The sequence below is a fragment of the Micromonospora inyonensis genome (assembly GCF_900091415.1).
GTDB lineage: Bacteria > Actinomycetota > Actinomycetes > Mycobacteriales > Micromonosporaceae > Micromonospora > Micromonospora inyonensis.
Window position 1 is genome coordinate 1,424,164 of record NZ_FMHU01000002.1, and the last position, 25,834, is coordinate 1,449,997.

20 protein-coding genes and 2 pseudogenes are annotated in these 25,834 nt (G+C 70.4%); 11 read left to right on the forward strand and 11 right to left on the reverse strand.

Annotation, left to right across the window (positions count from 1 at the left end; all coding sequences use genetic code 11):
• Nucleotides 1–18: 18 nt before the first annotated feature.
• Nucleotides 19–1,383, reverse strand: coding sequence for a glycoside hydrolase family protein (locus GA0074694_RS20945; protein WP_091461017.1), 1,365 nt, complete (start codon nucleotides 1,381–1,383; stop codon nucleotides 19–21).
• A 787-nt stretch (nucleotides 1,384–2,170) separates the two neighbouring features.
• On the opposite strand from GA0074694_RS20945, the gene GA0074694_RS20950 reads away from it, so the two are divergent.
• Nucleotides 2,171–2,623 carry a hypothetical protein gene (locus GA0074694_RS20950; protein ID WP_141714225.1) on the forward strand — a complete coding sequence of 151 codons (453 nt, stop codon included), beginning with the start codon at nucleotides 2,171–2,173 and terminating at the stop codon, nucleotides 2,621–2,623.
• Nucleotides 2,624–2,715: 92 nt separating this feature from the next.
• Here the strand turns inward: GA0074694_RS20950 and GA0074694_RS20955 are convergent, their stop codons facing one another.
• Together GA0074694_RS20955 and GA0074694_RS20960 are read right to left on the reverse strand one after the other, a co-directional pair.
• The gene (locus tag GA0074694_RS20955; RefSeq protein WP_091463521.1) at nucleotides 2,716–2,886 is read right to left on the reverse strand and encodes a DUF397 domain-containing protein; all 171 of its coding nucleotides are present in this window, start codon (nucleotides 2,884–2,886) and stop codon (nucleotides 2,716–2,718) included.
• Between the two features lie 7 nt (nucleotides 2,887–2,893).
• Nucleotides 2,894–3,775, reverse strand: a complete 882-nt coding sequence (locus GA0074694_RS20960) for a helix-turn-helix domain-containing protein (protein WP_091461021.1) — start codon at nucleotides 3,773–3,775, stop codon at nucleotides 2,894–2,896.
• 579 nt (nucleotides 3,776–4,354) lie between these two features.
• On the opposite strand from GA0074694_RS20960, the gene GA0074694_RS20965 reads away from it, so the two are divergent.
• Nucleotides 4,355–5,875, forward strand: coding sequence for a S8 family peptidase (locus GA0074694_RS20965; protein ID WP_091463525.1), 1,521 nt, complete (start codon nucleotides 4,355–4,357; stop codon nucleotides 5,873–5,875).
• Nucleotides 5,876–6,081: 206 nt separating this feature from the next.
• Here the strand turns inward: GA0074694_RS20965 and GA0074694_RS20970 are convergent, their stop codons facing one another.
• From GA0074694_RS20970 to GA0074694_RS20980, 3 genes are all read right to left on the reverse strand, one after another.
• Complete coding sequence (locus GA0074694_RS20970) at nucleotides 6,082–6,879, reverse strand: hypothetical protein (protein ID WP_091461023.1); 798 nt, start codon at nucleotides 6,877–6,879, stop codon at nucleotides 6,082–6,084.
• Between the two features lie 33 nt (nucleotides 6,880–6,912).
• Entirely contained in the window at nucleotides 6,913–8,142 is a 1,230-nt protein-coding gene (locus tag GA0074694_RS20975) for a trypsin-like serine peptidase (RefSeq protein WP_091461026.1), read from the reverse strand.
• Nucleotides 8,143–8,274: 132 nt separating this feature from the next.
• Entirely contained in the window at nucleotides 8,275–8,700 is a 426-nt protein-coding gene (locus GA0074694_RS20980) for a MarR family winged helix-turn-helix transcriptional regulator (protein WP_091461028.1), read from the reverse strand.
• Between the two features lie 79 nt (nucleotides 8,701–8,779).
• Between GA0074694_RS20980 and GA0074694_RS20985 the strand changes: the two genes are divergently transcribed.
• The 4 genes from GA0074694_RS20985 to GA0074694_RS21000 all read left to right on the forward strand — a co-directional run bounded on the left by GA0074694_RS20985 (nucleotide 8,780) and on the right by GA0074694_RS21000 (nucleotide 15,121).
• Nucleotides 8,780–10,573 carry an ABC transporter ATP-binding protein gene (locus GA0074694_RS20985; RefSeq protein WP_091461031.1) on the forward strand — a complete coding sequence of 598 codons (1,794 nt, stop codon included), beginning with the start codon at nucleotides 8,780–8,782 and terminating at the stop codon, nucleotides 10,571–10,573.
• Nucleotides 10,574–10,668: 95 nt separating this feature from the next.
• On the forward strand, nucleotides 10,669–11,061 hold the full coding sequence (locus GA0074694_RS20990) for a hypothetical protein (protein ID WP_091461033.1): 393 nt from the start codon (nucleotides 10,669–10,671) through the stop codon (nucleotides 11,059–11,061).
• Nucleotides 11,062–11,111: 50 nt separating this feature from the next.
• On the forward strand, nucleotides 11,112–12,542 hold the full coding sequence (locus GA0074694_RS20995; protein WP_091463527.1) for a 3' terminal RNA ribose 2'-O-methyltransferase Hen1: 1,431 nt from the start codon (nucleotides 11,112–11,114) through the stop codon (nucleotides 12,540–12,542).
• Entirely contained in the window at nucleotides 12,539–15,121 is a 2,583-nt protein-coding gene (locus tag GA0074694_RS21000) for a polynucleotide kinase-phosphatase (RefSeq protein WP_091461035.1), read from the forward strand. Before GA0074694_RS20995 ends, GA0074694_RS21000 begins: the two co-directional genes overlap by 4 nt.
• 63 nt (nucleotides 15,122–15,184) lie before the next feature.
• On the opposite strand, the gene GA0074694_RS21005 is transcribed toward GA0074694_RS21000, so the two are convergent.
• From GA0074694_RS21005 to GA0074694_RS21015, 3 genes and pseudogenes are all read right to left on the reverse strand, one after another.
• Nucleotides 15,185–15,601: an MmcQ/YjbR family DNA-binding protein gene (locus GA0074694_RS21005; protein WP_091461037.1), complete on the reverse strand. Its 417-nt coding sequence runs from the start codon at nucleotides 15,599–15,601 to the stop codon at nucleotides 15,185–15,187.
• Nucleotides 15,602–16,077: 476 nt separating this feature from the next.
• Nucleotides 16,078–16,382, reverse strand: a pseudogene (locus tag GA0074694_RS33095) (GNAT family N-acetyltransferase); the annotation flags it as partial.
• Between the two features lie 18 nt (nucleotides 16,383–16,400).
• Complete coding sequence (locus GA0074694_RS21015) at nucleotides 16,401–17,228, reverse strand: ArsR/SmtB family transcription factor (RefSeq protein WP_091461040.1); 828 nt, start codon at nucleotides 17,226–17,228, stop codon at nucleotides 16,401–16,403.
• 65 nt (nucleotides 17,229–17,293) lie between these two features.
• On the opposite strand from GA0074694_RS21015, the pseudogene GA0074694_RS21020 reads away from it, so the two are divergent.
• Together GA0074694_RS21020 and GA0074694_RS21025 are read left to right on the forward strand one after the other, a co-directional pair.
• Nucleotides 17,294–17,968, forward strand: a pseudogene (locus GA0074694_RS21020) (flavin reductase family protein).
• A gap of 134 nt (nucleotides 17,969–18,102) precedes the next feature.
• Nucleotides 18,103–20,331: a S8 family peptidase gene (locus GA0074694_RS21025; RefSeq protein WP_091461042.1), complete on the forward strand. Its 2,229-nt coding sequence runs from the start codon at nucleotides 18,103–18,105 to the stop codon at nucleotides 20,329–20,331.
• Nucleotides 20,332–20,412: 81 nt separating this feature from the next.
• Here the strand turns inward: GA0074694_RS21025 and pepE are convergent, their stop codons facing one another.
• A complete protein-coding gene (pepE, locus tag GA0074694_RS21030) occupies nucleotides 20,413–21,153 on the reverse strand; it encodes a dipeptidase PepE (RefSeq protein ID WP_091461044.1) in 741 nt (246 codons plus the stop codon).
• 43 nt (nucleotides 21,154–21,196) lie between these two features.
• Nucleotides 21,197–22,024, reverse strand: a complete 828-nt coding sequence (locus tag GA0074694_RS21035) for an IclR family transcriptional regulator (RefSeq protein ID WP_091461046.1) — start codon at nucleotides 22,022–22,024, stop codon at nucleotides 21,197–21,199.
• Nucleotides 22,025–22,190: 166 nt separating this feature from the next.
• On the opposite strand from GA0074694_RS21035, the gene GA0074694_RS21040 reads away from it, so the two are divergent.
• From GA0074694_RS21040 to GA0074694_RS21050, 3 genes are all read left to right on the forward strand, one after another.
• Entirely contained in the window at nucleotides 22,191–23,198 is a 1,008-nt protein-coding gene (locus GA0074694_RS21040; protein WP_218105760.1) for an ABC transporter permease, read from the forward strand.
• On the forward strand, nucleotides 23,191–24,099 hold the full coding sequence (locus GA0074694_RS21045) for an ABC transporter permease (protein ID WP_091461049.1): 909 nt from the start codon (nucleotides 23,191–23,193) through the stop codon (nucleotides 24,097–24,099). Before GA0074694_RS21040 ends, GA0074694_RS21045 begins: the two co-directional genes overlap by 8 nt.
• Nucleotides 24,100–24,173: 74 nt before the next feature.
• A complete protein-coding gene (locus tag GA0074694_RS21050) occupies nucleotides 24,174–25,751 on the forward strand; it encodes an ABC transporter substrate-binding protein (protein ID WP_218105761.1) in 1,578 nt (525 codons plus the stop codon).
• Nucleotides 25,752–25,834 lie beyond the last annotated feature (83 nt).

Below are 25,834 nucleotides of genomic sequence, written 5' to 3' on the forward strand. Positions count from 1 at the left end.
TGTGGTGCGACCGCCGGGTCAGCCGGCGCTCTGGTCGTGGGGAACGGTGACCGTGACGGTGCAGCCGAGCGGACGACCGATCTCGTCGTGGCCGGCGTAGGTCAGGCGGTAGACCCGGTCGCCGCCGTCGCCGGGGCGACTTGCGCGGAAGCGCCCGCTGAAGTCCGGCGTTCCGTCGACGAAGCCCTCGACGTCCTCGGTTGCACCGCCGGTGACCCCGGTCAGGGTGAGCGCGTTCGGGCCGAGCACGCCGTCGGGCAGATCCGCCGTCACGGTGACATCGACCATGCGGTGGTTCGGGGGCCAGAGCACCGGTCGGTCCACCACGCAGTCCACCGTACGGGTGGGCGGCGGTTCGGCCAGGTTGGCCACCGCGTGGCCGATCGTCGCGGTGAGCCGCCCGCCCGCCTCGTAGTACATGTGCATGGTCTGACCGTCGAAGTAGAAGGTGGGTGCGGCCGAGCGGCCCAGGTCCGGCGCACCGGTCATCGAGTCGTGCACCAGGCCGAGGTGCGTCTCCTGGTCGAAGTTCTCACCGACGTCGACGGCGTGCATGTTGCCGTCGGCCGCGTGGAAGATCACCAGGTTGCGGTTCTCCCAGCGCAGGAAGAACGGGCCCGAGGCGTTGGGGCCCTGGATGCCCCGGGGTGTCACGATCGGATCCGGCTGGATCGTCCACGTCCTCGCGTCCTGGGACACCGCCCAGCGGATCCGGCGTGACACGGGTCCGGTGGGTCCGGGCAGCGCCGCCGTGGGGTTGTCCATGAACAGCATCAGGTAGCGCGTGCCCAGTCGGGGCACCGACTGTTCGAAGACCCGGGCGTAGGACGTCTCGCCACCGGTGGTGGCGTCCCGGCTGATCGCGGTGCCGCCGTAGCTGAAGTGGATGCCGTCGTCGGAGGTGGCGTACCGGGTGATGGAGTTCTCGCCGTGGAAGTAGAGGAAGAGCTTCCGCTCGCCCTCGATCCAGATCGCGTGCGGCGAGGAGACGTGGCTGACCGTCGAGTAGTGCGGTAGCCAGGTGTTGCTGATCAGCGGGTTGGCGGCGTACTCGGTCCAGGGGCCGTTGATCGAGTCGGCGTAGGCCAGGGCGATTCCGCCCGGGCGCTCGTGGGGGGCGTAGTACAGGTAGTAGGTGCCGAGGGGGTTCGGGAAGTAGTCGGCGGCCCGGATGATGCTCGGGAAGATGAACTCGTTGGTCGGGTTGTAGTCGAGGGTGCTCTTGTCGAAGGCGTTGCCGACGTAGCTGAACTGCGGGAAGGCGAAGGCGAAGGCGGGGTCGGCGGCGGCCGGCGGGGCGGCGGTGAGAGCGGTGACCAGTAGCCCGGCGCCGGCCGCCGCGGCGGCGGCGCGGCGGCGCGGTACGAGGAATGTTCTCGTCATCAGTCTTCCTTTCGGGGGTGGGATCGGACGCCGGGCGGTACCGGGACGGGCGGCACGGGGGCGGGCGTCGACGAGGGAGACACGGACATGATTCGTCGTCGGACCACGGCTGCCGCGATGCCGATGACTGGCAGAGCTAAGCGTGACACTCCGTGAGTTACCTGCCGGGCACGTGGTGCCCGCGGACGACTCGGACTGGCTTGCTAATACGTATTAACGATTATGTTTCTCGAATCTTGCTGGGGCGGCGGGTGCCCTGTCAAGGGGTTGCCGCCGCAGCCTCCCCGGTGGCGGGATGGCGGCGCGCGCCTCGACGGCGGCGGTGACGGGCGGTCGCTAATCCGCGTTTGTGCAGGGAGTTCATCGACCCGAAACCCTGCTTCGGTCCTCTTGGCATCGTCCGGGTCGGACCGGGAGGCTCATGTCCGGCCCGCAGTGCTGATGGGCGCCAGAGGCAAGGGTGTTTCCGCCGCGCCCCTGCATCCCGAGGCGTCACCGACCGTGACGGAGAGTGGCTGGCGCTCGACTTGTCCGGCGCTCGTCGGCGTGACACCAGGGAGGGACCGGCATCTAGCCGCGGACCTTCGGGACCCTCGCGTGCGCGGCTCCCGGTCGCCAGAAGCCCGTGACCAGACCGGCGGCGACGGTCGCAGGGCGGGGCGACGCGCGGAGGAGTTACCGATCACGAGCACCCGGCCAGCGGTTGGCGGGTACCAACAGTGCGGATACGGGTACGTGCGGTCAGATCGGCGATAGTGTCGACCCGTGGTCTCCATACCGTGCCGCCATGGCTGACAACAGGCCGACAGCCGGAGGACAGGGCTGGTCGTTTCGGCTCGGCGCGGACGAGGTGGGCCGGGTCGTTCGTGCCTTGCAGGAGTACGAAGCCGCCCACCCCGGGGAGCAGGTCCCCCTCGGCGACGTGATCCGGGGGATCACCGGTCGGGAACCCATCCGGTCGGACGTACCACCTCCGAAAGTGGACCCGCCGGTGGTCGGGCCTTCCTGGGAGGTCGGGCCGTTCAGGGTGGGACTTGTGCCGTCCGCGCAGCTCGCCGGGCTGGAGTTCACCGCCCCCGACGGCCGGGTCCAGGTGGCGGTGTTGACGTTGACGGAACTGGCGGCGTTGGTTCCCCTGTTCGCGCACGCCACGGAGGGCGTGGCGAGGGACGGGAGGGTCGACGTGGCTGCGGCATGCCTGGACCTGATCGGGCGTGACCCCTTCGAGAACGCCGGCTAGCCGCTGCGCCGCGGGACGACGAGCCCCGAAAATGAATGCCTGTAGACATCGGCCCCCAGGGCCAACTGGGCTGGGGGCCGCGCCACAAAGAACTACCGAAGTGTCCGAGTGAAGACTGACCACGTGCGGGTGGAGAACATGAGGACCCCGCTGGCCCGGTCTTTGCTATCGCGTACGGCGACAACGCCGGGCAGGTTGGTTGCTACCTCCACGCATGCTCCACCGTTGTCGCCGCTGTAGCTGCTCTTGCGCCAGCGGGCCATCGTCAGATCAGGCACCGTGAACCTCCCCAAGGGTTTTGTTGATCAGATGCTTGGATTCTCCCGCGCCGAGTGCTAACGCGTCGAGGCTCGACCAAACCCGCTCGTACGCGCCTACCTCTTCGGGACGATCGAGGTATAGGGCTCCCGTCAAGGACTCGCAGTAGATCACCGGCGGTTGCGGTGTGGATCGGTTACCTGGCGGGAAGTCGAGCATCATGAACGTTCCTGCCAGTGCGCCATAGTGCGCGCCTGCCATGAGGGGTAGCACGCGGATCGAGAGCTTCGGTATCTCGGCGACCTCCAGGAGGTGCGACAACTGCTCGGCCATCGTGGCGGCGTCGCCGATGCGCTTGAGCAGGACAGACTCTGCGAGGAAGAGTTCTACCTCCGGCGCTTTGGGGAGCCGCCGCGTCAGGATCCCCTGTCGTTGCAGTCGCACCTGGATGTACTGCTCCAACTTCTCCTCGGTCACATCGTCGCGATGTTGGAACACGCCTCGTACGTAGGCAGGTGTCTGTAGCAGCCCGTTGATCAAAGACTCGTCGTAGCCGCGTAGGCGGGAGGCGGCCTGTTCGAGGCTGACGTACAGCTCGAACCAGTCGGGGATGGCGTTGCCGTAGGAGTGCCACCAGCCTTTGGCCTTGGTTTCGGCGGCGAGGTTGGTGAGGGCGTCGGAGAGTTCGCGGGTGGCCCCGTACAGCTCGCACATGAAGCGGACGTCGAGTGGGCGGACCGAACCGAGGCCGGACTCGATACGCCACATCTTCTGCCGGCTACAGTGCAGCGCTTCCGCTACCGCGTCCAAGGTCATCTGGGCTTCGACGCGTAGCTCCTTCAGAGCCCGCCCGAGCTGCCGTCTAGGGACGGTCGATCCCATGTCGTCGGCCATCCGCCACCCCTTTCCGTGTTGCTTTCTGTTACATCGCGCCGCCATCGGTGAAACGTGGTTCTGTCGCCCCTGGAAAGAGTTGTCAGGCCGCGTCCACCCAATAGCGTTTACGCAGTGGACCCTACCGGAAGCGTTCGATAATCGCTATTAGGGTGCAATTCCCACGCGCATTATTTGCGCGTATCGAATGTAATCGCTGTGCGTTCGCCCGTGGGGCGTACGTGTCGCCGGTCGGTGGTGGTGGACCCGGCGGCGAGGCGGCAGTATGACAAGTCTGCCGGTGATGGGGCGAATGCGGCCTAGGGGCGTATGTGTAGGGGAGTGGTCAGGCTGGAAGGGTGGTCGCTCGTTGCTCCGGGGCGGGTGGGGCGCTTGATCGGGTGGTTGTCGAGATGGGCAAGATTCAGCGAAGGTTGTCAATTGACCGGCGGTTGGGGGCGTCGATATCCTGGCGCGGCAGATCATGATCTGCGTTCTCCACGGTCTCCCACACGCAGCGTCAGCACGGAAGGGATCACCATGAAGGATGTCGGCGCAGCTTGGCGACGGCGTTTGGTCGGTTCGGTCGCGACAGCCGGTATGGCCGCCCTGTTCCTCTCGGCGACCGCGTCCCCGGTGGCGGCGGCGGAGGGGCCGATTCTCGGTGCCGGCAACCCGGACGCCATCCCGAACAGCTACATCGTGGTACTCAAGGAGAGCAGGGCGGCCGACACGCAGGCCATGACACGTCAGATGGCTGCACAGTTCGACGTGCGGGTGGAGTACACCTACTCGCACGCGGTGCGCGGGTTCGCCGGCACGATGAGCCCGACCGACGCCCGCCGGCTCGCGGCCCAGCCCGAGGTGGCGTACGTCGAGCAGAACGCCGAGGCGCGGATCACCGCGACCCAGCCGAGCCCGCCGTCGTGGGGGCTCGACCGGATCGACCAGCCGAACCTGCCGCTGAACAGCAGCTACACGTACCCGAACACGGCGGGCAACGTGCGGGCGTACGTGATCGACACGGGCATCCGGACCTCGCACACGGACTTCGGTGTCCGGGCGTCCTGGGGCACCAACACCACCGGCGACGGCAACAACTCCGACTGCAACGGCCACGGTACGCACGTGGCGGGCACCATCGGCGGCGCGGCGTACGGTGTCGCCAAGGAAGTGTCACTGATCGCGGTCAAGGTGCTCGGCTGCACGGGTTCGGGCAGTTGGGCGGGGGTGACCGCCGGGGTGGACTGGGTGACCGCCCACCACACCACCGGGGTACCGGCGGTGGCGAACATGAGTCTCGGCGGCTCCGGTAGCAACGCCACCCTGGAGAACGCGGTCCGCAACTCGATCGCCGACGGGGTCGTCTACGCGCTCGCCTCGGGCAACAACAACAGCGACGCCTGCAACTTCACCCCGGCCCGGGTGCCCGAGGCGATCACGGTCAACGCCAGCACCAGCACCGACGCGCGCGCGTCGTTCTCCAACTGGGGCACATGCACCGACATCTTCGCCCCCGGCCAGGACATCACCTCGGCCTGGCACACCGGCGACACCGCGACCAACACCATCAGCGGCACCTCGATGGCCGCCCCGCACGTGGCCGGCGCCGCCGCCCTGGTGCTCGGTGCCAACCCGGGCCTGAGCCCGGCCCAGGTCGCCGGCACCCTCACCAGCAACGGCACCCCGAACAAGATCACCAACCCGGGTACGGGCTCGCCGAACCTGCTGCTCCACGTCCCCTCCGGCACCGTCACGCCCGGTACGGCCACCCTCTACCGGCACTGGAACGGCCGTGACCATGTCAGCAGCACCAGCGTCTCGATCAGCGGCTACGTCAACGAAAACGCCATCGGAAAGCTGCACACCACCCCCGTCGCCGGTACGAAGCCGATCTACCAGTGCGTCGTCAGCGGCTGGGACCACATGACCTCCGGTGCCTCGAACTGCGAGGGCCAGGCCAACGCCGGCATCATCGGCTACGTGTACGCGTCGCCGCCGGCGGAGCCGCACCGGGCGGTCCACCGGTGCCGGATGAGCACCGGCGACCACTTCGACTCGCCCGCCAGCAACTGCGAGGGCCAGATCTACGAGCACGTGATCGGTTACCTGCTCCTCTGACCCTGACCGGTTACGTTCCGACTCGTCCGACGGGGTCGCGGTGCGCGAGCACCGCGGCCCCGTCCCGCGCGACGGTCGCAAGCTGCGGGCGACAGCACGAGCAGGACGTGAGCCAGGTCGGACGACCTGCCTGCTGGCTATTTCCTGAAATATGTCGTGTCGAGCACCCTGGAGAGGGTCGACGAACCGGGACTGCTGAAGCCCGTTCAATCCCTGCTGCTGCTCGATGTCGTCGGCGGCGGGGAATCAGGAGAATCGACATCTACGACCTGTGTGTCGACGACTCGATCCTGGGAACTGGTCAGTTCCAGGCCGGAGAGGTGATTCTTCAGCGTCTTGGCCATGGGCAGGAAGGTGGCGAGGGTGATCCCGCCCGACACCACGGCCCCGACCACGGGGATGACCTTGGAGACCGCCTTCGCGAAGGTCTGCGTGGTCATCTTGGTGCCGAGGTAGCCGGCGACCTTCTTCACCACGGGGTAGATGACGCCCTTGGTGAGTGCCTGTCGCGGTAGCTTTTTGAGAGCTTGCTTCGAGAGCATGCCGGCGATCTGTCCCACGGCGGTGTTCGCCGATTGGGCACCGAACATCACGCCGACGAAGAGGGTGAGCACCCCCTTGGTCGCATCGTCGAGATCGTCGGCGTCGCCGGAGAGCAGATCCGGCCAGCTGTAGAGGTAGGCGAGCTTTTGCGCGATGCGCAGCATGTGGCCGAGATACTGGGCCAGGTCGGCGGGCACGGTGGCGGGCATGAACATGAAGCCGGGTATCCCGGCGGCTGCGGAGAGCGCGCTCGCCTTGGCGGCTTCGTACCTGATGGAATCGTCTGCCAACCGGTCGAGCAGGTCGAGGGGGATGCCCGCTGCCGCCGGGCTCTCGTCGATCGCGACGCGGATCTGCTCCTTGGAGCAGTGCCGCGCCAGCGCACTGCGGAGATAGTCGGCCCGGTCGATCCGGACGCCCGGTAGTCCTGCTGCGGTGCCGACGGGCCGTCGGGGCGCCATGGACGCCCCGACGGCCTTTGTCGACGGACGTCGTCAGCCGTTGTTGTCGATCAGGCTGGCGATCTCGTTGTAGATCAGGTGCGCCTTCGCACCCTGGTTCGACGGGCAGCCGCCGAGGTGGTGCAGGGCGACCACCCGGTGGCTGCCGTTCAGCACCGGCGAGCCGGAGTTGCCGCCGGAGGTGTCACAGCTGTAGCTGATGTTCCAGGTGTTGTAGTTGGCGTTCTTGACGGTGCAGGTCGCGCCGTTCTGGGTGTCCTCGAAGATGGACAGCCGCTTGGGGCTGCCGTCACCGTGCCCGGGGATGTACATCCGGGTGCCGGTCGTGGTGGCGGTCGTCGCCAGGTACAGCGTGCCGAACGTCTGGATGCTGGTGAAGTTGTTCACCGAGTAGAGGGCGTAGTCCAGCTCGCCGGAGCCGCCACGGCTCACCTTGTAGAGGGTTGCGCCGCTGACCTTGGTGCCAGCGCCGGGGTTGTTGCCACCGCAGGTGGCGCACTGGTAGTTGAACTGCATCTCACTGCCGCTGACGGCGGCCTGCGTCGAGAAGCAGTGCTTGTTGGTCAGCATGCGGTTGGTGTTGCCGACCCGCCACGTGGTGCACATCCCGCCGCCGCTGATCAGCAGACGGGCCACCGCCCGGCCCCGGGCGTACTCGGTGGGGTGGCTGCTCTGGTAGCAGACCACGTCGCGGCGGGCGTCGGTGCTGCACACGGACTGCGTGGAGAGGTTGTACTGCTTGATCTCCGCGTGGTCGTAGCCGCGCCAGAACCGGTCGATGGTCGCGGCGCTGCCCCGGGCGGCGCGGCTGCTGTGCAGCGTCACCACGGCGGTGTCGCCCTCCACCGACATCGCCCAGAAGCCCGGCTGACCCTCGGTGGTGTAGTCCGAGCCGGTCGCCCGGTTCAGGTGGCGGTCGTACCGGTAGCTCTCCCGGCCGTCCGGGCTCGCCACGGTCACGTAGTCGCCGTCAGCCAGTCGCAGCGAGCTGAAGTGCACCTTGACGTACGACGCGCCGGGGTGCCGGATGATCTGGGACCGGCCGTCGCGGGCGTAGGAGAGCGCGCCGTCGACGGTGCGGAGTTCACCGACGGTGGTGACGCCCTCGGCCGAGAACTGGTCCGATTCGGGGGCCCGCTCGGAGTGCGGCGTGACGGGCTGCCCCGAGTACGCCCCGGCGGGTGCCGACATCAGGCTCAGCCCGAGCGTGCAGGCGGCGAGCGCGACCGTCGCCGTTCGTAGGCGGCGCAGAGTGGGTTTCATCGTCGCTCCTCCTCAGGAACCAGCACCGAGACGTGCTTCTCGCCTTCATACCTGAGGTACCTAACACATGTAAATACGTCTATGCATCGATCCTGTTCGGGGCGTCGGGTGGCGTGCGGCTTCCGGGGCCGATCAGTCGCGCAGCGTACGCAGGATGCGGGTGAGGTGCTCCCGGTCGGCCGGTGGGAGGAGCCCGAAAAGGTCCTCGGCGGCGGCGTGGCGGGCGGCGTGGATGGCGGCGCCGACGCGCGTACCCTCCTCGGTCGGCGCGACCAGGGTGGCGCGCCGGTCCGACGGGTCGGGTCGGCGCTGTGCCAGCCCGCGTGCCTCCAGGTCGTCCACCACCTCGGTGGCCGAGCGCGGGGCGATGCGCAGGTGTTCGGCGAGCGTGCTGAGCCGCAGCGCGCCGTGGCGGGTCAGCACGCCGAGTGCCCGGGACTGGGCGGGCGTGACGTCCCAGGGCGCGAGCGCCTCCCGGGTGCGGTGGCGCAGTCGCCGGGTCACCGCCCAGAACGCCTCGGCGAGGCTGTCCTCGGGCCCGTCCGTGTCTCCGGTCACCGGAATACGGTAGCAGCAGGAGCTGTTGTTCCCTCATGATGAGGTAACCTCAGCATTGTCCGCGGAAAGGACGTACCCCTTGGAACCCCACCCCTCCGGCCGCGACCGCGGCCCCCGCACGGTGAGCGCCGACGAGAAGACCCAGGCCCGCCAGGTGTCGCTGCGGCGCATCGGCGGGCTGTTCGCCCGGCACCGGGGCGCGCTCGCCACGGTCACCGCGATCATCGTGGTGTCCTCGGTGCTCGCCATGGCCTCGCCCTTCCTGCTTCGCGCCGTGATCGACCGGGCCCTGCCCGAGCGGGACCTGCCGCTGCTGGCCTGGCTGGTGGCCGGCATGGTCGTGGTCGCCGCCGTGACCTCCGTGCTGGGCGTGGCGCAGACCTGGGTCTCCACCCGCGTCGGGCAGCAGGTCATGCACCGTCTGCGCACCGACGTCTTCACCCACCTGCAACGGCAGTCGCTGGCGTTCTTCACCCGCACCCGTACCGGCGAGGTGCAGTCCCGCATCACCAACGACATCGGCGGCATGCAGAGCGTGGTCACCTCGACCGCCACCTCGATCGCGTCCAACCTGACCACCGTGGTCGCCACCGGTGCGGCCATGGTCGCGCTCTCCTGGCGGCTCTCCCTGGTCTCCCTCGTCGTGCTGCCGCCGGCCATCTGGCTGACCCGCCGCGTCGCCCACCTGCGCCGCGAGATCACCGCGCGCCGCCAGCGCGAACTCGCCGACCTGAACGTCACCGTCGAGGAGGGGCTGTCGGTCAGCGGCGTACACCTGGCCAAGACCCTCGGCACCGGCCCCACCCTGGCCGCGCGCTTCGCCGCCTCGTCGGCCCGACTGGTCGACCTGGAGCTGCGCTCCGAACTCGCCGGACGCTGGCGGATGGCCACGATGAGCGTCGTGTTCGCCGCCATCCCGGCGGTCATCTACCTCAGCGCCGGCCTGCCCGGCACCGCCGGCACGCTCAGCATCGGCACCCTGGTCGCCTTCACCGCGTTGCAGGGCGGGCTGTTCCGGCCGCTGATGGGCCTGCTCAACGTGGGTGTCTCGGTGACCGCCTCGCTGGCGCTGTTCGCCCGGATCTTCGAGTACCTGGACCTGCCGGTCGAGGTGGACGACCCCGCCGAGCCGGTCGACGTCGACCCCCGCCGGATCCGGGGCGACCTGCGCCTGCACGACGTCACCTTCCACTACCCGGGCAGCGACACCGCCGCCGTCGCCGGGATCACCCTCGACGTGCCCGCCGGCACCGGCCTGGCCCTGGTCGGCGAGACCGGCTCCGGCAAGAGCACCCTGGCCGCGCTGGTGAGCCGGCTGTACGACCCGACGAGCGGCCGGATCACGATCGACGGCGTCGACCTGCGTGACCTGCGCCTGGCCGACCTGTCGGCGATCGTCGGCGTGGTCAGCCAGGAGACCTACCTGCTGCACACCACGGTGCGGGAGAACCTGCGTTACGCCCGCCCGGACGCCACCGACGCCGAGATCGAGGCCGCCGCCCGTGCCGCCCAGATCCACGACCTGATCGCCGGGCTGCCCGACGGGTACGACACGGTCGTCGGCTCGCGGGGCCACCGCTTCTCCGGCGGTGAGAAGCAGCGCCTCGCCATCGCCCGTACGCTGCTGCGCGACCCGCGCATCCTGATCCTCGACGAGGCCACGAGCGCGCTGGACACCGAGACCGAGCGTGCGGTGCAGCGGGCGTTCGACGAGGTGGCCCGGGGCCGCACCACCATCACCATCGCGCACCGGCTCTCCACCGTCCGGGACGCGGACCAGATCGCCGTGCTCGACCACGGGCGGATCGTCGAGTCCGGCCGGCACGACGGCCTGCTGGAGCGCGCCGGCCGCTACGCCGCCCTCGCCGCCTGACGACCCGTCGGGCGGCCCGTCGGGCAACCTGTCGGGCGACCGACCGCCTGACCATGCGTCGGGCGACGCGTCGTCGCGCCGCTCAGGGGGCTGACGTGACCTGCCTCACGCTGGACGGTGAGGTCGACGGCGTCATGGCGATCCGGGCCGGAGCCGCCTCGGCGGTCTCCGAGATGTCCTACGAGCTGGGCGTCGCACTGGGCATCGCCCTGCTGGGAACACTGCACATCGCGCTGTACCGCGCCGGTCTGCCCGACCTGTCCGGTCTGCCCGGCCCCGCCCGCGAGGCGGTCGCCGACTCGCTGGCCGCCGGCACCCGGGCCCTGTCCGGCACCGGCGAGCAGGGCACCCTGGTCCTGGACGCCGCCGGTCACGCCTTCGCCCACGGGATGCGGATCACTTCGGTCATCGCCGCGGTCCTGCTGCTGGTGGCCGCGCTGGTCGCGTGGAAGGTCATCCCCTCCGACCGCCGTCGGGCGCGTGAGTGAACTCCCCAAAATGGGGTGACCGCCGGGTGGTCGACTGGCAGGCTGTGCAGGTGTTCCTGACGATCACCTCGACTGCGCCGGCTGCGACGGATCTGGGCTTCCTGCTGCACAAGCATCCGGGCCGGGTGCAGACCTTCGAGGTGTCGGTGGGGCAGGCGCACGTCTTCTACCCCGAGGCGACGGCACGGCGGTGCACGGCGGCCCTGCTGGTGGAGGTGGACCCGGTCGCCCTGGTGCGCGGCAAGGGTTCGGGCGGACCGGACGGGTTCTCGCTGGCGCAGTACGTCAACGACCGGCCGTACGCGGCGTCGTCGATGCTCGCGGTGGCGTTGGGGCGGGTGTTCCGTACGGCGATGGCGGGACGCTGCGATGCCCGCCCGGAGCTGCCGGGACAGCGGCTGCCGTTGGAGGTGCGGGTTCCGGCGCTGCCGTGCGTGGGTGGGGCCGAGGTGGCGCGCCGGGTGTTCGAGCCGTTGGGCTGGTCGGTCGAGGCGGCGGCGGTCCCGCTCGATCCGCAGGTGCCGCACTGGGGGCCGTCGCGGTACCTGGACGTGCGTCTGACCGGTCGGGTGCGGCTGGCGGAGGCGTTGAACCACCTGTACGTCCTGCTGCCCGTGCTGGACAACACAAAGCACTACTGGGTCACCACGGACGAGGTGGACAAGCTGGTCCGTGCCGGGGCGGGCTGGCTGCAGGAGCACCCGGAGCGGGACCTGATCCTCCGCCGCTATCTGGCACACCGGCGGACCCTGGTGGGCACCGCCGTGGGGCGGCTGGCCGAGGTCGACGACGCCGAACCGCAGACGCTGGACAACGCCGTACCGGACGGGGACGCCGACGAGGTGCCGCAGCGTTCGCTCTCGCTGGCCGAGCAACGCCGGGGTGCGGTGCTGGCCGCGCTCCGGGCTGCCGGCGCGACCCGGGTGGTCGACCTGGGATGTGGCGAGGGGGCGCTGCTGCGGGCGCTGGCGGCTGATCCGGTCTTCACCGAACTCGTCGGGGTGGACGTGTCGGCCCGGGCGCTCCAGGTCGCGGCGCGCCGGTTGCGTCTGGAGCAGATGTCCGACCGGCAGCGGGAGCGGATCCGGCTGATCCAGTCCTCGCTGACCTACCGCGACACCCGGATCGCCGGCTTCGACGCGGTGGTGCTGATGGAGGTCGTCGAGCACGTCGACCCGCCGCGACTCGGAGCGCTGGAGCGGACCGTGTTCACCCACGCGCGCCCCGGCACGGTCGTGGTGACGACACCGAACGTGGAGTACAACGTCCGGTACCCGGACCTGCCCGCGGGCCGGATGCGGCACCGCGACCACCGCTTCGAGTGGACCCGTGGGCAGTTCCGTTCGTGGACGGAGGGGGTCGCCGCCGAGCGGGGCTACGCGGTGCGCCACCTGCCGGTCGGCGTCGACGATCCCGACCTCGGCCCGCCGACCCAGATGGCCGTGTTCACCCGCCAGGACGCCACCGGAGACACCCGATGACCGACACCGAACGGCAGCTCGTCATCCCGCAGCTGTGCCTGGTCGCGCTCGTCGGCGTGTCCGGCTCCGGCAAGTCGACCTTCGCCGCCACCCGCTTCGGGCCCTTCGAGGTGCTCTCCAGCGACTTCTGCCGGGGCCTCGTCAGCGGCGACGAGAACAACCAGGCGGCCAGCGCGGACGCGTTCGACGTGCTGTACCACATCGCCGCCAAGCGACTGGCCGCCGGCCACCTGACGGTCGTCGACGCGACCAACGTCCAGCCCGACGCGCGGAGGAGGCTCGTCGAGCTGGCCCGCGCCCACGACGTGCTGCCGGTGGCGATCGTGCTCGACGTACCGGAGAAGGTCTGCGTCGAACGCAACGCCCGACGCGCGGACCGGGACTTCGGCGCACACGTGGTCCGCCGCCAGCACGACCAGCTCCGCCGGTCGCTGCGTGGCCTGGCCCGGGAGGGCTTCCGGAGGGTCCACGTGCTGCGCGGCACCGACGAGGTGCAGGCCGCGACGATCGTCCGCGAGCGGCTGCTCAACGACCTTCGACACGAGACCGGCCCGTTCGACGTCATCGGCGACGTGCACGGCTGCCGCAGCGAGTTGGAGACCCTGCTCGGCCGGCTGGGCTACACGGTGGTCCGGGACGAGGCGGGGCGGGCCGTCGACGCGGTGCACCCCGAGGGCCGCCGGGCGGTCTTCGTCGGTGACCTGGTCGACCGGGGGCCGGACTCGCCCGGGGTGCTGCGCCTGGCGATGGGTATGGTCGCCGCCGGGCATGCCTTCGCGGTGCCCGGTAACCACGAGAACAAGCTGGTACGCGCCCTGTCCGGCCGGAACGTGCAGGTCACCCACGGGCTGGCCGAGACACTGGCCCAGCTCGCCGAGGAGCCCGAGGAGTTCCGTCGGCGGGTCGAGGTCTTCTGCCGCGACCTCGTCTCGCACCTGGTCCTCGACGACGGGCGGCTGGTCGTCGCCCACGCCGGGCTCAAGGAGGCGTACCACGGCCGGGCGTCGGGGCGGGTCCGCAGCTTCGCCCTCTACGGCGAGACCACCGGGGAGACCGACGAGTTCGGCCTACCCGTGCGCTACCCGTGGGCCGACGACTACCGGGGTCGCGCGATGGTGCTCTACGGCCACACGCCCACCCCCGAGCCGGAGTGGGTCAACAACACCATGTGCCTGGACACCGGATGCGTGTTCGGCGGGCGGCTCACCGCCCTGCGCTACCCGGAGAAGCAGATCGTCGCGGTCCCGGCCGAGCGGGTCTGGTACGAGCCGGTGAAGCCGTTCCCGCCGTCGGAGGCGGCTGCCGTCGGCATGGCCGATGCCGGGGGGCGCCGGGAACCGGACCTGCTCGACATCACCGACGTCCTCGGCAAGCGGACCGTCGAGACCCGCCACCACGGGCGGGTCACGGTCCGGGAGGACCAGGCCGCCGGCGCGCTGGAGGTGATGAGCCGCTTCGCCCTCGACCCGCGATGGCTGCTCTACCTGCCGCCGACCATGGCCCCGTGCGCCACCTCCCCGCGCAGCGATCTGCTCGAGCACCCCGCCGAGGCGTTCGACGCCTACCGGGCCGACGGTGTCGGGCAGGTCGTCTGCGAGGAGAAGCACATGGGGTCGCGCGCCGTCGTCCTGGTCTGCCGCGACGCCGCGACGGCCCGGGCCAGGTTCGGCGCCGCCGACGGCACGACGGGCGCCCTCCACACCCGCACCGGCCGGCCGTTCTTCGGCCCGGATCTGACCGAGCAGTTGCTGGACCGGCTGCGTGCCGCCGTCACCGCCGCCGGGCTGTGGTCGGAACTCGACACCGGGTGGTTGCTGCTCGACGGTGAACTGCTCCCGTGGTCGGCCAAGGCCGAGGACCTCCTCCGTAACCAGTACGCTGCGGTGGGCGCAGCCGCGCGGGCCGCCCTGCCGGCCGCCCTCGACGCCCTACGGACGGCGCAGGCGTCGGGACTCGACGTCGGCGCGCTGCTCGACCGCACCCGGGCCCGGGTCGGCAACACCGAGTCGTTCACCGAGGCGTACCGCCGCTACTGCTGGCCCACCGACGGCCTGGACGGCCTGCGCCTGGCCCCCTTCCAGCTGCTCGCCACCGACGGGGCGACCTACCACGACCGGGACCACGGCTGGCACCTGGCGCTCGCCGACCGGCTCGCCGACGCCGCACCTGATCTCGTCCGGACCACCCGCCGGCTGGTCGTCGACACCACCGAGCCGGAGTCGACAGCCGCCGGTGTCGACTGGTGGGAACAGCTCACCGCCGCCGGTGGTGAGGGCATGGTCGTCAAGCCGTACGCCAACCTCACCCGGGGCCGGCGCGGGCTGCTCCAGCCCGGCATCAAGGTGCGTGGCCGGGAGTACCTGCGCATCATCTACGGCCCGGACTACACCGAGCCGGCCAACCTGGAACGGCTGCGCCAGCGCGGCCTCGGCCACAAGCGGTCACTGGCGCTGCGGGAGTACGCCCTCGGCCTCGAAGCACTCGAACGCGCCGCCGGGGGCGAACCCCTGTGGCGCGTCCACGAACCCGTCTTCGCCGTGCTCGCCCTCGAATCAGAACCCGTCGACCCGCGGCTCTAGCACCCCGGACCGGTGGCTCGGCACCGCGACCCGACTGCCGGTGTCAGCGCGTCGGGGGAGGGGTCACCTGACCCGCTGGTCGGTTCTGCTCAGGTCGGGGCCCGACGGGCCGGTGCCGTCGTCGAGGTCGCCGACGAGTGAGCGGGGGGCGCGCATGTGCCACGCGTCGGTGACGAGTTCGGTCAGGCGTTCGACGTCCACCTGTGCCAGCCGCAGCATGACCAGGGGCAGCCCGTCGTACGCGGGCGTCGTGAAGAAGACCTCGGGTTCGCCGAGGAGCAACGCCTGTTTCTCCGCCTCGTCCCCGACGTACAGCACCGCGATGTCGGTCCGGACGAGGCGCGACGTACCCGGTCTGCGTTCGGGGTAGGACCAGACGAACCCCTTGTCGGCAACCCGGAAGTCGAAGCCGTCACTGTCGATCTCGACCACGTGCGGCAGGGCGAGCGCGAGGCGACGGACATCGCCGGCGTCAGCCATCGAGGTTGCTCCAGAACACCGCTTCCTGCACGCGCACAGGCTAGCCGCTGGGTCGGACAGAGTCCGGCGGCCCGCGGGGCCGGCGTCGACGCGCGCCTGTCGCCCCGGTACACCCGCCGCCGTCGCCGGGCCCCGGTCGTGTCGGGGACTACTGTTAGCCTGCGCTGCGTCGTCGATCATGGCGATTCGCCATGGAATGTGGCTAATTTCCCGCTGCGGATGGTGGTCCTGATGGGCTGGCTACCGGTGGGGGACTCGTACGAGATCTCCCTCGTGGACGGGAAGGTGGCGGCCCGGTCCAGCGGTCCGCGGTCCACCGCCCGTCCACTGAAGACCCTGCCGAAGGTGCTGCGTGACAGCGCCGAGGTGGACCGGCTGCGCCAGCTCGCCCAGTGGCTGGACCGGCACGCCTCCGAATGCCTGGCCCGGGTCGACGCCTGGGTGGTGTCCTCACTGCCGGTGCCGACCGGACTGCTGGCCCGGGTCTGGGCGGTGCCGGTCTCCAGCAGGAGGTTCACCACGCCCCGGCCGCGCGCCTCGTGTTCCAGGGTGTGCAGGATCGCCACCGCCACCCCGGTGCCACGGGCCGCCGGCTCGACGTACATCCGCTTGATCTCCGCCGAGTCCGGCCCCAGCATCCGCAATCCGCCGCATCCCACCGCGGCGCCGTGCGCGTCGCGGGCGACGAGGAAGACGTCGATGCAGCGGTGGGGGCAACCCCCGGCTCGTGGTCGTCGTTGCCGTACCGGGCGTGCAGTTCGGTGCGTTGCGCGGCGCGCAGCCGGTCCCCGGGTGAGCCTCAGCCTTGCTGGGGTGGTCGCGGCTGCGGGTCGAGGACTCGGCCGGGCAGGTCGAGGTGTTCGCGGAACGCCCGACGGCCCTCGGCGGTGACGGCGAGCGCCCGACCGGTGCCGATCCGGACGGCCCAACCGGCGTCCAGGGCGTGCCGGCAGAGCGCCGCGCCGATCGTGCCGGCGAGGTGGGGCCGCCGCTCGGTCCAGTCCAGGCACGCCCGGACCGGTGCGCGGCGGGTCGGCGCTGTCGACTCCGGCGCTATGCCGAGCCCGGCCAGCCACGCCGTGCTCCGGTCGGTCAGGCTCAGCCCCCGCTCCCAGCTCAGGAAGCCGTGTCCGGTCATCGCGTCGGTGACCGCCACGCCGAGGGCTCCGGCGAGGTGGTCGTAACAGGTACGGGCGTGCGCCAGCGCCCGGCGTCGGCTGGCCGCCGACAGCGACCGGACGGGCGCCGGCTCGACCGGTGCGGCGCCGGTCAACGTCTCGATCAGCTCGGCGACGCCGGCGTCGGCCAGCCGCAGGTAACGGTGGCGGCCCTGCCGCACCTCGGTCACCAGGCCACCGGCGACGAGTCGGTGCAGGTGGGCGGTCGCGGTCGACGGTGCCACCCCGGCGTGCCGGGCCAACTCGGTCGCCGTCCACGCCCGCCCGTCCAGCAGCGCCAGGCAGAACGCCGCTCGGGTGTGATCGGCGAGCAGGCCGGCCACGGTGGCCAACCCCACCGTGGCCTCGTGCACCCGGGAGCCACCGGGCCCGTTGCGGCGGCCGTGCCCGGACCGGCGGCCGCCCTCGAGCCGGCCCGACTGGCCCGAGACGGTGTTCTGGCTGCTCATCGTCGTGATCCTGCCCGGAAAACGCTTCGGCCGGCAACGAAACGTCGGGTGGTTACGGTCCCACGATGACCAACGCCACCTGCGGGAACGCGATTTGCCACCCCGTCTCCGACCGACCGGCCGGGCACCTGACCATCCAGCCCCGGATCCTGTACTTCGGCACCCCGGTGGTGCTGCTCAGCACCGAGAACGAGGACGGGTCCGCCAACCTCGCCCCCATCTCCTCGGCGTGGGCGCTCGGCTGGGTGGTCGTGCTCGGGCTCGGCGCGGAGGGGATAGACGGCGCGGAACCTCCGCGATCGACCCGATGTGGTGATCAACTTACCGGCGCCGCACCAGTGGACCGCCGTCGAGCGCCTGGCCCCGTTGACCGGACGCGACCCGGTGCCCGCACCCAAGCGGGCCGCGTTCCGGTACGAGCCGGCGAAGTTCGCGGCGGCGGGACTCCGGCCGGAGCCGTCCGAGGCGGTCCGGCCACCGCGGGTCGCTGGCTGCCCGATCCAGTTGGAGGCGCGGGCCACCCGGATCCACCCGGCCACCGCCGGCGGCTTCGTCATCGTCGAGGCCGAGGTCTGCCGGGTGCACGCGGACCGGCGGATCGTGGTCCCCGGCACCCAGCACGTCGACCCGACCGCCTGGAGTCCCTTGATCTACAACTTCCGACATTACTTCGGGTTGGGGCGGAACTGGGAGAGAGCTTCCGGTCCGAAACCCCTGGTCGGGGCGCTGACCGGGCGTAGGGCTCCCGGCCCGCCAGTCGGATACCCGCCAGTTGATAGAAAGTTATCTACTTCTGCATGTCAGTCGTCTAACATCTCCTCACCTGATCGACAGATGTCGATCATGCTCCACGGTGATGGAAGGACATGCCCAGATGGCTCTCAAGCCCTCCGCCAGGCAACACTGGCGCCTCGGCGTCGTGACCACCGCGGTGGCCGCCGCGGTGGCCTTCGCCGCCCCGGCCACCGCGGCACCCGCCGAAGGTGCCATCCTTCAGGCCGGCGGTGACACCGCCGTCGCCGACTCGTACGTCGTGGTGCTCAAGGAGACTTCCGTCGCCCGTACCGGGGTGGACGCCTCCGCCCGGAGTCTCGCCCGGGAGTACGGCGGCACGGTCGCCCGCACCTACCAGCACGCGCTGCGCGGCTTCGAGGTACGGCTCTCCGAGTCGGCGGCCCGCCGACTCGCCGCCCACCCCTCGGTGCAGTACGTCCAGCAGAACCACCGGGTCAGCATCGCGGCCACCCAGTCGCCCACCCCCTCCTGGGGACTGGACCGCGTCGACCAGCGCAACCTGCCGCTGAACAACTCGTACACCTACCCGAACAACGGCTCGGGGGTGCGGGCGTACATCATCGACACCGGCATCCGGTTCAGCCACGGCGACTTCGGCAGCCGGGCGGTGAGCGGCTTCGACGCCATCGACGGCGGCTCGGCCGACGACTGCAACGGGCACGGCACGCACGTCGCCGGCACCGTCGGCGGCACCGCGTACGGGGTGGCCAAGGGTGCCACCCTGGTCGGCGTCCGGGTGCTCGACTGCGGCGGTAGCGGCACCTACGCCCAGGTCATCGCCGGCATCGACTGGGTGACCGGCGACCACGACCCGGGTGAGCGCGCAGTGGCCAACATGAGCCTCGGCGGCGGCTTCGACCAGGCCACCAACGACGCGGTGACCAGGTCGATCGCCGACGGCGTCAGCTACGCCGTCGCGGCGGGCAACGAGTCCGGCTCCAACGCCTGCAACGTCTCGCCGGCCAGCACGCCGACGGCCATCACGGTCGGGGCGACCGAGTCCACCGACGCCCGGGCCAGCTACTCCAACATCGGCACCTGCCTGGACATCTTCGCCCCGGGCAGCGCGATCACCTCGGCCTGGCACACCGGCGACACCGCCACGAACACCATCAGCGGCACCTCGATGGCCAGCCCGCACGTGGCCGGCGCGGCAGCCCTGGTGCTCGCGGCCAACCCGTCGCACACGCCGCAGCAGGTGCGCGACAAGCTCGTCAACGACGCCACCGGCAACGTGGTGACCAACCCCGGCACCGGCTCGCCGAACAAGCTGCTCTACACCGGCAACGTCGTCCCGCCGACCCAGGACTTCAGCGTCGCGGTGACCCCGGCCGCCGGCTCGGTCAACCCGGGCGGCTCGCTGACCGCGACGGTGGCCACCACGACCACCGTCGGCAGCCCGCAGACGGTCACCCTCACCGCCACCGGCCTTCCGGCCGGCGCGACCGCGACCTTCAGCCCGGCGTCGATCGCCACCGGTGCCTCCGCGGCCCTCACCATCGCCACCACCGGCAGCACCGCCCCGGGCACGTACCCCGTGACCATCACCGCGACCGGGCCGGTGACCACGCAGAGCACGTCGTACGCGCTGACCGTCAACGGGCCTCCCGGCTGCGCGCAGACCAACAACACCGACGCCACGATCGCCGACAACAGCACCGTGGACAGCTCCGTCACCATCTCGGGCTGCACCGGTAACGCCTCGGCGACCAGCACCGTGCAGGTGGCGATCGTGCACACCTACATCGGTGACCTGGTGGTCAGCCTGATCGCTCCGGACGGCAGCGCCTACGTGCTGCACAACCGGGCCGGCGGTTCGACCGACAACCTCAACCAGACCTACCCGGTCAACCTGTCGTCGGAGGTCGCCAACGGCACCTGGCGGTTGCGCGTCCAGGACGCGGCGAGCGGCGACGTCGGTTACCTCGACAGCTGGACGCTCAACCTGGGCGCCCCGCCCGTGCCGACCTGCGGTGGCACCAACGGCACCGACGTGACCATCGCGGACAACACCACGGTCACCAGCACCATCGCGGTCAGCGGCTGCACCGGCAACGCGTCGTCGGCCAGCACCGTGCAGGTGGCGATCGTGCACACCTACATCGGTGACCTGGTGGTCAGCCTGATCGCTCCGGACGGCAGCGCCTACGTGCTGCACAACCGGGCCGGCGGTTCGGCCGACAACCTCAACCAGACCTACCCGGTCAACCTGTCGTCGGAGACCCGAAACGGCACCTGGACCCTGCGGGTGCAGGACGCCGCCTCCGGTGACGTCGGCTACCTCAACACGTGGACCCTCGGCCTGTAACCCGCCTCGACGCCGGATCCTCGGCCGGCCGGGCCCCTTCGCGCGACGCGGAGGGGCCCACCGGCGTCCGACGGATCGGCCTCAACGGCCGACCTCGAACGCACCCACCCTCTCGACGAGCCAGGTCACATCGGCGCCACTCGGTACCTCGACCGGCTCGGACCCCCGGCAGAAGACCCGCGCGCCCGTGGTCACGCCGCCGAGCCGCATCGAACCGTCGCTCACGCGCAGCCAGGTGCCCTCGCGCATGGCGAGCACCGGGACGTCGTTCTCCTCGAGGAACTGGGTCAGTCGCTCCTCCCGGGTCTCGCCCTGGTGGGTCGAGGCCGGGTCCGGGTCGAGGTAGTGGGGGTTGATCTGGAACGGCACGAGACCGAAGGTCTCGAAGGACGGTGGTTGGACGATCGGCATGTCGTTCGTCGTCCGCAGGCTCGGCGTCGCGACGTTGGTGCCGGCACTCGAACCGACGTATGGCATCCCCTCGGCCACCCGGGCCCGTACGACGCTGATCAGACCCGCCTCGTGGATCGCCTTGACGAGACGGAAGGTGTTGCCGCCGCCGACGAAGACCGCCTCGGCCTCGGCGACCAGGTCGCGTGGCGTGCCCTCGTGTGCTCCCCGGACGGTGATGCCGAGTGGCTCCAGGGCCCGACGGACCGTGTCGGTGTAGCCGTCGTGGTCTGCCAGTGCGAAGGGGACGAACACGATGGAGCGCCGGCCGTCGAGTGCCTGGAGGATCGCGTCGCGCGCATGCTCCAGGTAGGCCCGTCCCGGGGCCGTCGAGTTGGACAGCAGCAGCAGGTTCTGGTGGCCCTGGGTCATGGTGTCTCCTCGGTGCGGCCGGTCCGGCTGGCCGGCGCGGCGTTCAGTGGGACCGGGTCACCCTGGTCTGCCGGGCTACGGCGGCCGAGTGCGCCCGGTTGTCGAGCAGGGCGGACAGTTGCTCCGCCGCGGCCTGTAGCGCGGGCAGGTGGTCCCGGATGTCGTCCGGACGGGCCGGGTACTTGCTCTCGCCGAGGCTGAGCGAGCCGACGGGCCGCCCCCGGAGGATGATCGGCACGGCGAGCGCCCTCGTGGCGTAGTCGTACTCGCCCTCCGAGTAGGCGTAGCCCTGGGCGACGGTCTCGACGAAGAGCCGTTCGAGTTCCTGCTCGTCGACCTTCGTCAGCCCGGTGAACGTCGCGAAGACCCGGCCGGAGATCAGGGCGCGTCGCTCGTTGCTGTCGAGGAAGGCGAAGTAGCCGCGGGAGGTGGCTCCCGCGTTGGCCGGGTACAACTCGCCGACGAGCGGGTGACTACGCAGCGGGCCGCCGCCGTCGACGGCGGCGACGCAGCGGACGTGGAGCCCGTCCGGGACGGCGAAGATGGCGGTGCGGTCGGTCTGGAAGGCCAGCGGCTCGAGCACCCGCTGCGCCAGGGCGGCCAGCCCGCCCGCCCGCTCCCAGACGGCGGCCATCCGCCACATCGTCGGTCCGAGGCTGTAGCGCCGGGTCACCGGGTCGGCGCTGAGGAAGCCACGCGCGGCGAGCGCGGCGAGGATCCGCTGCGCGGTCGACTTGTCGATGGCGAAGGCTTCGGCAAGCTCCATGACGCCCCAGTCCCGACGCCGTTCGGTGAACGACAGGAGGACCTCCAGGGCGCGGTCCACGGTCTGGAGCGGCGAGCGGGGGCGGGCGACGCCGTCGTCTGGCATGGGTCCTCCGGGCTGGACGGGACGGGTCAGAACCTACCGCACCCTGATCCAGTTCGGGATGCCCTCTCAGATAGAGAGAAAGTATTGCACGAGGGTGCCGGGCCGGCGAACCCTTGGTGACGCAAAGCCCAGGTCAGGCCCAACAACGCGCAGATTGGAGGTGTCCGTGAACCACGTGGTGCGACGGGTGCTGGCGATGATCCCGGCACTGTTCGGTGTCGTGCTCTGCATCTTCCTTCTCACCCGCGTCCTGCCCGGTGACCCGGCCCGCACGCTCGCGGGGGAGCAGGCCGACCCGGCGACCGTCGAGAAGATCCGCGTCGAGATGGGCCTCGACCAGCCGTTGGCCGCGCAGTTCGTCTCCTACCTGCGTGATCTCTTCTCGGGCGACCTCGGGTTCGCGTGGCACACCGGGCAGCCCGTCCTCACCGACTTCGCCTCCCGGCTGCCGGCGACGGTCGAACTCGCCGTCGTGGCGATCCTCATCTCACTGCTCGTCGGAGTCCCGATCGGGGTCGTCAGCGCGACGCGGCGCGACCGGCCCATCGACCACGCCAGCCGGATCTTCTCGCTGGTCGGGGCGTCCATGCCGCTCTTCTGGCTCGCCCTCCTCGTGATCTTCGTCTTCTACAACAAGCTCGGCTGGGAACCGGCCCCGCTGGGCCGCATCGCCCAGGACGTGAACCCCCCGACCTCGATCACCGGGCTCTACGTCCTCGACTCGCTCCTGAGCGGTGACGTCGTCGCGCTGAAGTCGTCGCTGGCCCACGTCATCTGGCCGGCCATGTGCCTCGCCACCGGGAGCACGGCGATCATCGCCCGGATGACCCGTTCCGAGATGCTCGAGGTGATCAACCAGGACTACGTGCGCACCGCCCGATCCAAGGGCCTGCCGCCGGCCAGGGTCATCCTCAAGCACGCGTTGAAGAACGCCGCCCCGGTCATCGTGACCGTCGTCGGCCTGCAGTTCGGTCAACTCCTCGGCGGCGCGGTCATCACCGAGACGGTCTTCAGCTGGCCCGGCATCGGCCAGTACGTGGTCCAGTCCGTGCTCGCCACCGACTACGCGCCGGTGCAGGCATTCACGCTGCTGGCCGCAGTCGTCTACCTGACGGTCAACCTCTGTGTCGACCTGTTCAACGCCCGCCTGGACCCGAGGATCGAGAATGCCTGACACCACCGTGTCCGCCACCGCGCCGGGCAGCCGGACCGCGTCGGCCGACCAGGCGAGGTCGAGGCCCACGACGGCGTGGCGCCTGCTGGTCCGCAACCGCCTGGCGATGGTCGGTCTCGTCTTCATCGCGATCTGGACAATCGGTGCACTCCTGGCCGACCTGCTGCCGTACTCGCCCACCGAGACCGGGGTCGGCGGGCTTCTCGAGCCACCCTCCCGCGAGCACCTCTTCGGCACGGACAACTTCGGTCGCGACATCCTCGCCCGGGTCCTCGCCGGCGGGCGGATCTCGCTCTGGACGGGGCTCATCGCCGTCGGGATCTCGCTCCTCGTGGGTGTCCCGATCGGCGCCATCTCCGGCTTCGTCGGCGGCGCGGTGAGCACGGTGCTCATGCGGGTGATGGACGTGCTCCTCGCCTTCCCGTCCCTCGTCCTGGCCATGGCGATCGCCGCAGCCCTCGGGCCCGGCCTGGCCAGCGCGATGGTCGCCGTGGGCGTCGTCGGCATCCCCGAGTTCGCCCGCATCGTCTACAGCCAGACCCGCTCGCTGCGGGAGCGTGACTTCGTCGAGGCGGGCCGCGCCATCGGGCTGCGGGACCGCACGATCCTCCTCCGCCACATCGTCCCGAACACCGTCGCCCCGATCCTCGTCCGGTCGACCCTCGGCATGGGCTACGCGATCCTCACGGCCGCCTCGCTCAGCTTCATCGGCCTCGGCGCGCAGCCGCCGACGGCGGAGTGGGGCGTCATGATCTCGGACGGCCGTGGCTACATCATCAGCGGCGAGTGGTGGATGACCTTCTTCCCGGGCATCGCCATCGCCACCTCGATTCTCGGCTTCAACCTGATCGGCGACGGCCTTCGTGACGTCCTCGACCCGCGCCTGCGGACGAGCCGATGACCCGGTGCGGACCTGCCACGGACGCCAGCCCATCCGCCCATCCATCCCCCACCCCTGACCCGAAGGAGAACAGCGTGAAGCGCAGAGCCACCCTGGCTGCCGCGGTCGCCGCCACCTTCCTCGCCGCCGGCTGTGGAGCCAACGCCAACCAGGGCGGCTCCTCGCAGGCCGGCGGGGCCGGCAAGGACACCCTCGTCGTCGCCTACTCCGAGGGCGGCAAGACCCTCAACCCCGCCGAGGCGAACGACGTCACCTCCGACACGTTCGTCGTGGCGGCCTACGACCAGCTGGTCACGTACGACCGCACGACGGTCGACGGCAAGCCGACCGCCAAGACGGACACCATCGTGCCGATGCTGGCGGAGAAGTGGGAGGTGAGCCCCGACTCGAAGAGCTACACGTTCACGCTGCGGCAGGGCGTGACGTTCGAGGACGGTTCGCCCCTCGACTCCGACGATGTCGTCAAGTCGTTCGACTTCATCAAGAAGTCGAGCTCGGCGAGCTTCCTCTACGGCATGGCCGGCATCGACACCGTGACCGCGGTCGACCCGCAGACGGTGAAGATCGGCCTCACCGCGCCGAACCACCTCTTCCTGCAGATCCTGCCGATGTACTCGTTCTCGATCATCAACATCGACAAGGTCAACGCCGAGGGCGGCGCCAAGTGGCTCGACACCAACACCGCGGGTTCCGGCCCCTACCGGCTGAAGAAGTGGGACCCGGCGACGGAGGCCGTGCTCGAGCGCAAGGACACCTACTGGGGTGAGAAGCCGGCGCTGCGCACCATCAACACCAAGTTCATCGGCGAGGCGAGCAACCGCGTCCAGCTCCTCAGCAAGGGCGAGGTCGACATCGCGCTCGAGGTGCCGGCGAAGGACGTCGATACCCTGTCGAAGCAGTCCGGCGTCACCGTCGACTCCCGGGCCAGCAACAAGGTCCTCTTCTTCGGGATGAACAACGCGATCAAGCCGTTCGACAACCCGAAGGTCCGCCAGGCGATCTCGTACGCGATCCCGTACGACAAGCTCGTCAACGACGTCATGAAGGGCCAGGCGTCGCCGATGCGCTCGTCGGTGGCCAGCTCGACCCCGGGCTTCAGCGACGCCGGCTACGTCTACTCGTACGACCTCGGCAAGGCCAAGGCGCTGCTCGCGGAGGCCGGCCACCCCAACGGCTTCAGCTTCGACTTCATCCTCGGCAGCGGCTTCCAGGACTGGTCGGACGACGCCGTCCTCATCCAGGCCGAGCTGGCGAAGATCGGCGTGACGATGAACATCAAGAACATGGCGCGTCCGCAGTTCCTCGAGGCGCTCGCGACGAAGAAGGTGCAGAGCTACATCACCCGCTGGACCTCCTTCGTCAACGACCCGGGCTACCACCTCGGCCTCCTGCTGACCAGTGACGGCACGAGCAACTACGCCAACTTCCACAACGCCGAGGTCGACAACCTCTGGAAGAAGGCCGCGACCGAGCCGGACCAGAAGGTCCGCAACGACCTGTACGGCAAGGCGCAGGAGATCATCAACACCCAGGCGCCGTGGGCGTACCTGTACGAGTACAACATCGTCGTCGCGCAGCGCGAGGGCGTGCAGGGGTACACCTCGTACCCCGACGGGATCATCCGCTTCTTCCAGATGAGCAACAAGGGCTGACGCCGAGGCAGGCGTGCCGCCGGGCCGCCGCGGACCCGACACGCCCGGCGGCACGCCTCCCCGCGCCACCTCGAACCACCCCT